The organism is Mediterraneibacter sp. 210702-DFI.3.120, assembly GCF_020561005.1.
Classification (GTDB): Bacteria; Bacillota; Clostridia; order Lachnospirales; family Lachnospiraceae; genus Mediterraneibacter; species Mediterraneibacter faecis.
Genome location: NZ_JAJCNG010000026.1, coordinates 1 through 12537, shown reverse-complemented (window position 1 = coordinate 12537; position 12537 = coordinate 1). Strand labels below are relative to the sequence as shown.

Below are 12537 nucleotides of genomic sequence, written 5' to 3'. Positions count from 1 at the left end.
GTATAGCTATACGAGAAAAAAGCAAGAGGAAATTATAGGAATGTCAAATAAGAAAAATCTTCTGATTTATGCTCATTACTATATTCCGGATACTGCGTCAACGGGGCAGATTCTCCGTGAACTGGCGGAGGGTATGCTGGATAAGTTCAACATCACGATCATTTGCGTGGTGCCGAGTTACTTAGGGACGATTGAGGATAAATATAAGACACAGAAATATTACGAAGAAGAAATCAATGGCGTGAAGGTTCTGCGAATTCGAGTGCCGGAGTTCAGTAAGGCCAATAAAAAGAGCCGTGTGAAGAATATTGTTTCCTATTTCTTTGGGGCAATGGGGGCAACTTTCAAGGTTGGAAAAATGGATTATGTGTTCTCCATTTCTCAGCCTCCGATTCTTGGAGGTCTGCTGGGTGTTTGGGGTAAGTGGGTGAAGCACGCCAAGTACATTTATAACATTCAGGATTTCAACCCGGAGCAGGTGCTGGCTGTTGGTTACACCAAGAGCAAGTTTGTTACTGATGCCATGATGTGGTTTGACAAGTTCAGTTGCAAGCGTAGTGACTTGATAATCACGGTTGGTCGTGATCTGGCGGAGACGGTGGAGAATCGTTTCAAAGGAAAGAAGGTTCCTAAGACTGTCATGATCAACAACTGGATCGATGAGAATGAAATCTATCCGCTGGATGAGAACAATGAAAGAGTTGTTGCTTTCAAGAAGAAGTACGGTTTGGATGGTAAGTTCATCATTATGTATTCAGGCAATATTGGATTGTACTATGACCTAGAAAATCTGATGAAGGTTGTGGAGAGAATTAAGCCGGGTACCAAGACTACAGATGGCCGAGAGGTTGTATTTGCTTTTGTTGGTGCAGGTTCTGTGCTGGATAAGTTGGTGCTGTATGTGAAAGAGCATCATATGGACAATGTGGTATTCATTCCGTATCAGGATAAGGTAGACCTTATATATTCTTTGAATGCAGGTGATGTTCATTGGTGTGTGAATGCAAAACGAATTAAGGGCGTGAGTTGCCCATCGAAGGCATACGGAATAATGGCTGCGGCTAAGCCGATATTAGGAGTGCTTGAAGAAGGTTCCGAGGTTCGATGTCTGATTGAAGATATGCACGGTGGTCTTTGTTGTGAGCCGGGTGAGTATGACAAGGTCGAGGAGAACATCCGCTGGTTCATTGAAAATGCTGGAAGTGGCGAACTGAAGGCAATGGGAACTAGAGGTCGTGAGAATCTGGAGAAGAATCTGACTAGGGCTGTGTCGGTGAGAAAGTATGCGGAAGAGATTCTGGAGTTGTAAAGGAGGCGAGAGGTATGAACAGTAACTGGTTTAAGCTGGTTATGAAGATGACAAAAGTTGAATATGGAAGGAACCTCTTGCTGAAGGGTGTACCGATCATCTTCAACAAAGGCGGTGCCAAGCTGAAGATTGGTGAAAATGTCACTATCAAGAGCAGCTTCCTTAGTAACTTGGTTGGGCTTTACAGCCGGACGATTATTGTGACTCGCGCTCCGGGAGCAGCGATTGAGATTGGTGACAATGTTGGGATAAGTGGAGTAACAATCTATGCCCGGAAGAAGATCACGATTGGTGAGAATACTTGCATTGGTGGGAACTGCAAGATTCTGGACAATGACTTTCATCCTATCGAAGCAGAAGTGAGAAATAAATTGCTACGAGATGAAAACGGTGGTGACAGTAATCAAGTGCCGAGCCGAGAAATTAAAATCGGCAGGAACTGCTTCATTGGGTGCAATAGTATCATCCTAAAAGGCACAGTGCTGGGTGATGGATGTGTGGTCGGTGCCGGTGCTGTGGTTGCTGGGAAGTTTGAGGATAACTGCGTGATTGCGGGAAACCCGGCGAGAGTTATTAAGAAACTGTAAATTAAGGCAAAATAATGTTGTCCAAAGTATGAGAGAAAAGATAGATATGATAGAAGGCTGAATTAAAGATGGAAAATTCAGAATATGGTGAAAAATATGAAGGTTCTCCAAATTAATATATTTGGAAATTTAAGTACGGGTCGGATTGCAGTCGACTTGTATAATGTGCTGAAAAATAATGGCCATCAGGGACTTGTAGCATATGCGAGAAATACTATTTCTGCCGGTATTCCACACTATGTTATTGGAACAAAGCAAAATGTGTATATAGATGCACTACTTACGCGAATTACTGATAGGGCAGGATTCTTTTCTAAAAGTGCAACTATAAAATTAATAGAGCAAATCAAACGATATGACCCGGATGTGATTCATTTACATAATTTACACGGTTACTATATTAATGTAGAAATATTATTTAACTATTTAAAATCAAGTGGTAAGCCGGTGGTCTGGACATTACACGATTGCTGGGCTTTTACGGGACATTGTTGCCATTTTTCAGCGATAAAGTGTGATAGATGGAAAACTCAATGCCATGACTGTCCGCAGAGGCATTCGTATCCAGCTAGTTATGTTGATCGTAGCGAAAGTAACTACTTGAGAAAGAAGCAGTTATTTACTGATGTAAAGGATATGCATATAGTTACGGTATCAAAATGGTTGGAAGATATAACCAGACAGTCCTACTTGAGTCAGTATCCAATTGAAACAATATATAACGGTATAGATACTTCGATTTTTAAACCGACAAAATCAAATATAAAAGAAAAGTTAGGAATTAAAAATCGCAAAATAATTCTCGGAGTAGCAAGTACATGGTCAATTAACAAAGGCTTGAAAGATTTTATTGAATTGAACAAGTTGATAACATCTGATTATGTGATTGTCCTGGTCGGATTGAGTAAACAACAGATAAAAAAACTCCCGAATAATATAATTGGTTTATCTAGAACAAAAGATGTCAATGAACTGGTGGAATTTTACTCTGCTGCAGATGTCTTATTCAATGCAAGCATTGAGGAAACATTTGGTCTTCCAACAGTGGAGGCGATGGCTTGTGGAACACCAGCAGTTGTCTATAATTGCACTGCGTTGCCGGAAGTTGTAAGTGAGGATAGCGGAAGAATTGTTGAGGCAAACAATATTAAGCAAGTATGGAAAGTGATTCAGGAAATGAGTGGCAATCCCTTAATCAAAGAAAAAATCGTTGATAACGCAAAAAGATATGAGAAAGACTTCCAGTATCAAAAATATTTGGATCTATATAGCAGAATTGTAAATAAGGAATGCGGTAAATGAAAAAAACAACTCAGTTTAGTGTAGTGAAGCCAACACTATTGGTTATAAGTGTGCTTCTTGTGTTTTTATGTGGAATAATACAACCGGAATATATTATGGCAATACAAATAGTGTTGTTGCTATTTGCAGCCAGAAAAGTGAGAATTAGCCAAAGCTTTATAGCGTTATTGTTGATTCTTGTATTGCATACAGGAATTTGTGTGCTGTTAGGAAGAGATACAATATTTTTAGCGGTAAAACAATTGGCAGGTATAATTGTTAGTTACCTTTTTTATAAAACGATAGTTAAGAATAAGGATGATGCCCTAGACGTTCTTTTGGTGTATAAAAAATTTGCAATTATAATAGCTGTATTTGCCTTAATCCAACAGGTGGCTTTTTATGCACATATTAGTGTGATTTATGATTTGAGATGGTTGGTAAAAGGACAACTTGCGCCTGCGAATTCAGTTTTTAGAGCATCAACTATATTTCAAGAACCATCAGAATGTGCATTGATTTTACTGCCAATGGCATTTATGGCGATCTATCTATTTTGGGGCAAATCAAAACAAGAATTGGCTCTTTTTATTTCTAAAAAAGAAGCGATTATTATTTTATTGGGTTATGTGGCAACTTTCTCATCGGCAGGATATATTGGAATATTTATTGGCGTGATTTTTATTTGGTTAGAATATAAGCATAATCCAAAACAGATTATAATTTTTATTTTGGGTATTGCAGCCTTTATGATTGCATATACCAAAATTGGGGATTTTAATGAGCGAATTAATGATACATTGGCTTTGATTTCAGATGATTCACAAAGCTTGGCCACAGCAAATATAAGCAGCCAAACAATAATTATAAATTTAAAAATAGCACTAAAAAGTTTTGCTGATTCATGTGGTTTAGGTGGAGGAATCGGTTCTCACCCAATTTCGTATGAGAGATTTATTAAAGATCTTCCAGTTTCAAATGTAGTGTTCTTTTTTAATAAGGAAGATGCAAATTCGCTTTTACTAAGGATTATCTCAGAACTTGGGCTTTTGGGGCTGGCCGGAGTTGTAGGCTTTTTGTTTAGATTTTGGCCAAAACGAGATGGAACTTTTGAATCTATAGTTGGAAATATGTGTATTACTTATTTCTTCCTTAGATTATTAAGATATGGACACTACTTTAATAATGGCTTGTTACTTTTTGTTATAGTATTTATTTTAATGAAAAAAGAGGATGAAGGAAATGTTTCTTAAAAAAGTTTTTTTAACATTATTAGGAAATTTGATTAAGATGACAGAAAAAATTCCGGGTTCATTTTATCAAAAAAATTACCCTAAATATTTAAAGATGAGGGGAATTGATATTTGTACGGAATTACGTGGTGGTGGACAAGAGTATATAGCTCCATCAGCATATTTTGATGGGGCAAATTATTCTATGATACATATCGGGGGGCGTTACTATAAGTAAGGATGTGGTAATGCTAACACATGATTATTCGATTGCGAAGGCAGCAAGTAAAGGCAACTGATAAGCAGTTTTTTATTGCAGAGGATTTACCTCGAAAAGTTGATGAAGCAAATGTTAAGAAGGAAAAAAAGCTGGAAATTTAAAAGTTGTATGGATTTCACGAATTGCGCCTAAAAAGAATTTAAAATATGCAATTGAAATTTTGGAGGAAACAAAATCGGATATCGAATTTACGATATATGGACCAGCACATACCGAAGAATATTGGAAAGAGTGTAAGCAAGAACTAAGAAAACTCCCAAGCAATGTAAAATGGGAGTGGAAGGGAAATCTTGACTCAGAAAGCGTTGTAGAAACATTAAAACATTATCATGTTTTTCTTTTTCCAACATTGGGTGAGAATTTTGGACACGTTATCCAGGAGGCTCTTTCAGCAGGGTGTCCGTGTATTATAAGCGATCAAACTCCATGGCGAGATTTTGAATCACAAGGTGTAGGGTATGTTTTTTCTTTAGAAAATAAGAGTGCTTTCGTAAATGCAGTTGAGAAATATGCGGTTATGAAGCAGGAAGAATTTCAAAATGCCGTAGAAAAAGCACATCAGTATGCAATAGATGTAAGTAATAGTAAAGCAAAAAATACGGGCTACAGAACAATTTTTGAAATATAAAAATGTTTATAGAAAGTTGATGATATTAAATTTTTAAAGTGAATTATAAAGTGATAGGAGAAAATAAAAATGAATAGGATAACACTTGTGGATTATATAGGATATTGCGATTCAAAAGGTGAGGTGACAGGACATACAGCTAAGACGTTAAAAGAAACAAAGGAAATGTTATCTGATAGCTACGATGTAAGTATGGTTGTAACACCACCGTATGCTCAGTTTTTTGATGATAGCTGTATTGCAAGTGTTCTTCCATATGAATCTTCTCCACAGAGACAATCGAGTAAATTTAAGAAAATAGGATTATATATTAAGAAGATTCGTGCTGTCCGCAATATTGTAAATAACGAATCAACAGTTTGGTTTGTGAATACTGATTTTTGGCTTTATGTCGGACTGCTTTTTTCAAAAAAGAAAAAAAGACAGAAAATTTTTGCTACAAATTATTTGGACTTTTATAGCAAGAAAAATCTGAAAAACTTTATTTACAATTGTGCAGTCAAAAAAATTAATTGTGTGTTTCATACGAATGTAGAACTGAAAAGAGATAAGCATCAGTATGTTCCAGATTATTGGTTTGATAAAAGAAAGTATGACAAGTACTTTGTGAAAGAAAAACAAAAGGATGTTTATATTTGCGGAGAAATCAATGAGGGTAAAGATATTATAGGCGCAATAGAAGCCTTTAATGCAAATGGAGAAGCCTTAATAATCTGTGGAAAGTTCGCAAGTCAAAGTACTTATAAGGAAGTTGTGACAAAAGCACATAAAAACATCAGAATTGAAAATATACGTTTGGATGATGATGCATACTATAGAGAACTTGCTAAGCATAGATTTGTACTTTTGCCATATAGAGAAGAAAGCTATTCTAACCGGAGTAGTGGTGTAGTGTTGGAATCGATTTTTCTTGGTAACATAGTAATTGGACCTAAATTTTTGTTGCGACAGCTGGGAATTGCCGGGATAGAATATGATTCAATAGATGAGTTACAGCAAATTGACTTGGCTAAAGTTACTGCTGGAAAAATTGATGCAATTAAAAAGAATAATAAGAAGCTGTGTGAAAAATATGGCTATGAAAATGTCCGTGCAACTTATATAAATAGCCTTCAACATTGCTAAAAACAGGAGGAAATAACTATGGTCAAGTGCATAGTGGAAATAAACAGTAGTACAGTTGGGAGCACTGGCCGTATCATGTTTATGATTGCAGAAACTGCTAGAAAACATGGATTTACGGTTTATACATGCTCAGCAGTTCATGGCAATGAAAAAAGGATTGAATCGAAAAATCATATATACATAGGAAGTAAACTTGACAAAAAAATTCATTTATTACTTGCAAAGAAAACAGGATATAATGGCTGCTTTTCGCATTTTACAACTGCGCAGTTTTTGAAAAAAATAGATAAGCTTCAGCCGGATTTTATTCATTTTCACAATTTGCATAATTGCTATATCAATTTGCCAATGCTTTTTGATTATGTGAAAAAGAAAAATATACCGGTTGTGTGGACATTGCATGACTGCTGGGCATATACAGGACACTGTCCATATTATGATTTTGTTCACTGTAATAAATGGATGACGGGTTGTTATGATTGTCCACAGACTGCTAAATATCCATATAGCGATGTTGACCGCAGTAAGGAGATGTTTGAGAAGAAGAAACAGTGGTTTACCGGCGCAAATATTACGTTGGTTTCTCCTTCAGAATGGCTTGGCAATGAAGTGAAAAAATCTTTTTTGGCAGAATATCCAGTGAGAGTGATTAATAATGGAATAGATTTGGATACATTCAGACCTATTCAATCAGACTTCAGGAAGAAATACCAAATAGAAAATAAATTCATAATTCTAGGAGTCGCAAGTTCATGGGCACCTCGTAAAGGATTAGATGTGTTTGTGAAATTAGCAGAGGATTTGCCAGAGGAATATCAGATAGTCATTGTTGGAATTGATGAGAGGGAAAAAAACAAGTTGCCCGAGACGATAATATCTATAACACGTACTAATAATCAAAAAGAACTTGCAGAAATTTATTCGGTAGCAGATGTTTTTGTGAATCCAACTCGTGAAGAGAACTTTCCTACAACTAATATTGAGGCATTAGCTTGTGGAACGGGCGTTATTACTTATAGAACTGGAGGAAGTCCGGAAATAATCGACCAGGAAACGGGTGTAGTTGTTGAAAAAGATAACTATGATGAATTAAAGCAAGCAATTTTCAAAGTAAAAAAAGATGGGACATTTAGCAAAGAAAAGTGCAGAAATAGGTCGATGAAATATTCGCGTGATGAAAAGTACAAAGAGTACGTTGAATTATTCGAAAGTATATTGGAAGGGAGATAAAGGTGTCAATAATTGCATTTATTATTATACTTTTTGCATTTTGTGGTTGTTATGCAAGCTATGCCAAGTACCATTCGGCACTTCATCCAATCTTTTTATATAATGCCTTGTGGCTTATTTTGACTATAGTATTGCAGATCAATACTATGGAATGGTATCCATTAGGGAATGATGTTTATACAGTATTGCTTGTAGGATTGATTTCATTTGATTTTGGTGGGCTGCTAATTGGGTATGGAACAATTAACAAATCTTCAATATATGTAAATACATACACTGAAGAGTATGAGGATGATGAAATAGATTATAGAAAAGTGGGAAATCGTCTGTTAATGATTCAACTGGTCTTGACGTTAATAAGTATCCCGCTTTTTCTCAGAGGATTATCTTATGTGCAAAATTATGGAATGTCTGTAATGAGAAATATTATCGCAAATAGTGTGGAGGAGGGCTATATGACAGCGGCCGAAAGAATCCTCTTTTTACACTTGGGAATTTTCCCGGCGATGCAGACCTGTTCGTTCATTCAAGTTTTTTTGTGGGCAAAGGGAAAAATAAAAGGATGGCATCTAGTTGCTAGCATTATTGATCTTATTCTAGTTATTGTTATAACGGTCGGCAGATGGGAAGTATTTTACTTTGCACTTGCAATGATTAGTGCATACTGTTTGAATAAGTCTCCAGAAGATTCCGGATTGTCAGTAAAAAAACAAAATAAAATAAGAAGAATTAAATTTCTTATTATTGTAGCAATAGTTGTGCTTGGTGGTGTAACGATACAGAGACATAAACTTTCAGGAACGATTTTTGCATCTATCCTTAATGTAGTTGCAGGCTATTTCTGCTGTGGACCGGCTCTTTTGCAAGTAATGATGAAAGATCCGGTGGCATCAGGAATATCCGTTTGGCATTGGGGACAATCAATATTTAGCGGATTGCTCAGTTGTTTTAGTTGTATAATTCAGATTGTGTCATTTAAGCGTATTAATCCAGTTTTTTTAATGCACAGACATACGCAGCAGAATTTTATGTCGTTGGTGCTCACCAGAGAATGAATGCATATCCGACTTGGTATTATTATTTTATGCAGGATTTCGGATATTTTGGTGTGGTTTTTGTTACAGCGATTATTGCGGGAATTTCCGTGAGAATATATAGAAAAGCAAAAAGAAACCCAGCGATAAGCAATCAGTTGGCATATTTCTATGTGTTACATGTTATTTTGTTCGCATCAATATGGTGGGAACTGAGAAGATCAGATATTGTAGCAACGATGCTGCACAATCTTTGGATCATGCCATTGATTGGATTAAGTGTACGAGGAAAAAAGAATGGGAAAGTCTAGAAGTGCAAATTCCGTTAGAAATGTTTCATTTGGTTTTGCACAGCAGCTAATAACACTTGTTTTAGCTTTTGTGACAAGGACAATATTTGTAAGAAAATTAGGGGCTGAGTACACGGGTGTAAACGGCCTTTATACAAATATTCTTACACTATTGTCCTTAGCGGAACTGGGAATAGGAAATGTTTTAACGTATAGTTTATATGGTGTTTTACATGATAATGACCATGAAAAATTAAAGCAACTCATAAGTTATTATCGAAAATTATATCGCTATATAGCTGCAGCGGTGACAGTGGTTGGTTTAGCCATCGTTCCGTTTTTAGGGCAACTGGTTAAAAGTACACTACCTCACAATGAAGTTGTTCTGTACTATTTATTGTTTCTGTGTAATTCAGTGGTATCTTATTTTGTAATGTTTAAGGTGACGTTGCTTCGAGCAGACCAAAAAGAGTACATCAGAAACATTGTAGCGACAATCTGCTTGTTACTTCAGTATGTATTACAGATTGCCTTTTTATATGTTAACAATAATTATACGACATATTTAATCATCCAAATCTTTTTTACAGTTATGCAGAACGTTGTCTGCAATGTAATAGCGAATAAATATTATCCCTTTTTAAAGGAGTATACAAAAGAAACGAATCTTATAGACAAAAAAGGTTTGATCAGCGATGTGAAGTCTATGTTTGTTTATAAAGTTTCAAATGTTGTAGTAACAAGTACAGATAATATTCTGATTTCGATGCTACTTGGAACGATATATGTTGGGTTTTATTCTAACTACAGCATGATTATCAACTACATTGCCACTTTTATTAATTTGATGATAACTGGTTTGATTGCAAGTCTTGGCAATCTGAATGCGGATAACGACTCGGAACACTCATATAGTGTGTTTAAGGGTATGGTTTACTTATTTGGCGTTATAACAATTTTTTGCTCAGTCTGTGTTCTTAATGCAATCCAAGGTTTTATACCAATTTGGGTTGGTAGTGAATATGTTTTGGGAAAAGATGTGCTGATTGCAATACTTGCGACTTTTTATGTTACACATGCGTTTGATCCAACATGGATGTTCTGCGAAACAATGGGTCTTTTTAAAGAACGCAAAAATGCAATGGTGATTAATGCGATTCTTAATATTCTATTGTCCGTAGTATTAGCTAAGCCTTTTGGAATGGCAGGAATTCTTGGAGCGACAGCAATCGCAAGAGTTCTGACAATTGTATGGTGGGAACCGTACATTCTGTTTAAGAAAAAATTTAAAAGACCTTTGGTGGATTATATCAAACAGCAGGCTGGAATCATTGGGAGCAATGTCCTGATCGTGATTTTTTCATATATGCTCTGCTCTTTTGTATCAGAATCGTTTATGGGCCTTATCGTGCGCATTGTGATTAGTGGTTTGACGGTACTTTTAGTTGAACTGATTTTCATGAGAAAGACAGAAGAATTTGCATGGGCAAAAAACAAGTTAAAACAGATTATACATAGGTAATAAACAGGGAGAAGAGGATGGAGAGAAACAAACAAGTTGATATTATTCGAGGAGTAGCAATTCTTCTTGTGGTTTTAGAGCACGCCCTTGGAACAAGTGATAATTTTTTTGCAAAAATTATATTGTCATTTCATATGCCAGTTTTTTTCATATTGTCTGGCTATTTGGCTCACGAAAAAATTACAGGAAATTTTGGTGCTGTAATAAAGAAAAAAATCAAAAGACTATTAATACCGCAGCTTACATTGGCAATCTTATCACTTTTGTATAATTTCTTTATTGGAAAGCTAGTGTTGCATACAGCTACAGCTGAGGAACTTAGCATTTTTTATTGCTTTTTCAGATGGTGGTTTTTACTTGTGATGGCACAAGTGGTCATTGCTTGGGAAGTGCTAACCCGTATATGTAAAAATTACTTAATTGAAGCAGAAGGTATCTTGCTTGGTGTTTGTATAATTTATACCATTGTTGTTCCACAGGGAGTGTCTGGCCCATTATATATTGCTGTGACTCCAGTTGCATTTGGGTATTATCTTGCAGGGAACTTGATACATAAAGCGGGAAGGATTCTTAAGGATAAGCAAATAGGTGAAAAGATTACAGGGAAGGGCAACATTGTTCTACTGCTTGTCAGCTGTGCGCTTATAACAGTATTGTCGCTGTACAATAAACCTGTTTTGATGTATGAAAATAGTTATGGTAATGTACTGATTAGTTTGGTAACGGAGGATATTATGTTTTAAGTGATATGGCCAAGTTGATGCATGAAAATGCCTTTTTACAGTGGTGTGGAAAAAATTCAATCATTGTCTATGTGGTTCATTTTTCGATAGTACAGGGAACGCGAGGTATTCTTGTCCGATTATTACCACTGCCTATGGAAATTTTGGGCTGGATTGTTTTTGTGGTAGCAGTGCTAATTGTTTTAGCAGTAGGAAAAATCTGTGAAAGACATTTTATGTTTGCATTTGGTAAATAAGTTTGTGCCCTCTCTGAGGTGCTATTGGTGCGTGCTCCTTGTCACTAACAATGAGGTACCGGTCAATGCCATTAAGCTAATTGTTCGATAAAGCATTGACATACTGGTGGTCAGACCCCATAAAGCAAAAATGAATAATGTATAAAAGTTTTATTAATGTACGATAAGATGTATTTAGACAAAGCATTGTAAGTACAGTAAAGAAGTAGAAGAAGTGCTGGAATAGTCCTTAGATATTCCGGCACTTCTTCTACTTGCGGATTGACGCGGAAGGTATGCTACTGGTCACAACATTAACACAACATCTGCGAATACTAGAGCATTAAAAAATTCAGCTTGCAATAATAGAATTCTCATGCTAATCTAATACCACGCAGTCATCATTCTGATGAACTGTAAAAAGATCTATGAACCAAATCGGTAATTATTCAAAAAACTCAGATTTTCGAGCAGATAATCCGATGACAAAACCAAAAAGATGAATATTGTTTGAAGATTATGTGATGGAGTGAGTTTCGCGTTATTGTTTCTCAAATATCTGATTTTAAGGGATAGTTACTTCCATAGAAAACTATCTTGTGTTAAGATAAATATAACTTTAGAATCCTCTACTTCAGGCAATCATTCATTGCACAGAAGAGAGGAGAATTCTATGAAAGAAAACAAGAAAAGTGTATCAACCAGGCAAGCATCATCACATTGTAAAGCATCGAAAGCGAAGCCGGAAGACTTTATCATGCTTCCAACGGTAGATTTCTGCTTCAAGGAATAGATGCAGAATGACAACATCCGTAAGAATATCATTGCAGCATTATTAAATGTTCCATCCAGCGAGGTGGAGAACACAGAACTTATGCCTACAATTCTCAGAAAAGAATCGAAAGATGATAAGTATGGAATCTTAGATGTCCGGGTGAAACTGAAGGATGGAGAACAGATTGATTTTGAGATGCAGGTAGAAGCCTTTGATTGCTGGGCAAATCGATCTGTTTATTATCTGAGTAAGATGTATGCAGGTGAGATCAAAGAAGGTGAGGGAT

Annotated in this window: 15 protein-coding genes; all 15 read left to right on the top strand. The window is 36.1% G+C overall.

Annotation, left to right across the window (positions count from 1 at the left end; all coding sequences use genetic code 11):
• Window positions 1-40 precede the first annotated feature (40 nt).
• Window positions 41-1309 carry a glycosyltransferase family 4 protein gene (locus LI162_RS12755; protein ID WP_227156773.1) on the top strand — a complete coding sequence of 423 codons (1269 nt, stop codon included), beginning with the start codon at window positions 41-43 and terminating at the stop codon, window positions 1307-1309.
• Between the two features lie 14 nt (window positions 1310-1323).
• Window positions 1324-1896, top strand: coding sequence for an acyltransferase (locus tag LI162_RS12750; RefSeq protein ID WP_046438303.1), 573 nt, complete (start codon window positions 1324-1326; stop codon window positions 1894-1896).
• An 84-nt stretch (window positions 1897-1980) separates the two neighbouring features.
• Entirely contained in the window at window positions 1981-3198 is a 1218-nt protein-coding gene (locus tag LI162_RS12745; RefSeq protein ID WP_020436229.1) for a glycosyltransferase, read from the top strand.
• On the top strand, window positions 3195-4430 hold the full coding sequence (locus LI162_RS12740; RefSeq protein WP_046438300.1) for a hypothetical protein: 1236 nt from the start codon (window positions 3195-3197) through the stop codon (window positions 4428-4430). The genes LI162_RS12745 and LI162_RS12740 overlap by 4 nt, the downstream gene beginning before the upstream one ends.
• Window positions 4420-4647 carry a hypothetical protein gene (locus tag LI162_RS12735; protein WP_046438298.1) on the top strand — a complete coding sequence of 76 codons (228 nt, stop codon included), beginning with the start codon at window positions 4420-4422 and terminating at the stop codon, window positions 4645-4647. Before LI162_RS12740 ends, LI162_RS12735 begins: the two co-directional genes overlap by 11 nt.
• 20 nt (window positions 4648-4667) lie before the next feature.
• Complete coding sequence (locus LI162_RS15595) at window positions 4668-4790, top strand: hypothetical protein (protein ID WP_255616243.1); 123 nt, start codon at window positions 4668-4670, stop codon at window positions 4788-4790.
• Between the two features lie 11 nt (window positions 4791-4801).
• Window positions 4802-5317 (top strand): glycosyltransferase, encoded by a 516-nt coding sequence (locus tag LI162_RS12730; protein WP_226875911.1) that lies wholly within the window; start codon window positions 4802-4804, stop codon window positions 5315-5317.
• A gap of 69 nt (window positions 5318-5386) precedes the next feature.
• Window positions 5387-6442: a glycosyltransferase gene (locus LI162_RS12725; protein WP_020436233.1), complete on the top strand. Its 1056-nt coding sequence runs from the start codon at window positions 5387-5389 to the stop codon at window positions 6440-6442.
• An 18-nt stretch (window positions 6443-6460) separates the two neighbouring features.
• Entirely contained in the window at window positions 6461-7672 is a 1212-nt protein-coding gene (locus LI162_RS12720; RefSeq protein WP_227156772.1) for a glycosyltransferase, read from the top strand.
• Window positions 7673-7674: 2 nt separating this feature from the next.
• Entirely contained in the window at window positions 7675-8727 is a 1053-nt protein-coding gene (locus tag LI162_RS12715; protein WP_227156771.1) for an O-antigen polymerase, read from the top strand.
• A complete protein-coding gene (locus LI162_RS12710) occupies window positions 8724-9017 on the top strand; it encodes a hypothetical protein (protein ID WP_046438286.1) in 294 nt (97 codons plus the stop codon). The genes LI162_RS12715 and LI162_RS12710 overlap by 4 nt, the downstream gene beginning before the upstream one ends.
• Window positions 9004-10518, top strand: a complete 1515-nt coding sequence (locus LI162_RS12705; protein ID WP_046438284.1) for an oligosaccharide flippase family protein — start codon at window positions 9004-9006, stop codon at window positions 10516-10518. Before LI162_RS12710 ends, LI162_RS12705 begins: the two co-directional genes overlap by 14 nt.
• Before the next feature lie 17 nt (window positions 10519-10535).
• Window positions 10536-11261, top strand: a complete 726-nt coding sequence (locus tag LI162_RS12700) for an acyltransferase family protein (protein ID WP_227156770.1) — start codon at window positions 10536-10538, stop codon at window positions 11259-11261.
• Between the two features lie 5 nt (window positions 11262-11266).
• The gene (locus LI162_RS12695; protein WP_227156769.1) at window positions 11267-11497 is read left to right on the top strand and encodes a hypothetical protein; all 231 of its coding nucleotides are present in this window, start codon (window positions 11267-11269) and stop codon (window positions 11495-11497) included.
• A 772-nt stretch (window positions 11498-12269) separates the two neighbouring features.
• The coding region (locus LI162_RS12690) for an Rpn family recombination-promoting nuclease/putative transposase (RefSeq protein WP_226875905.1) at window positions 12270-12537 on the top strand (268 nt) is incomplete at its 3' end.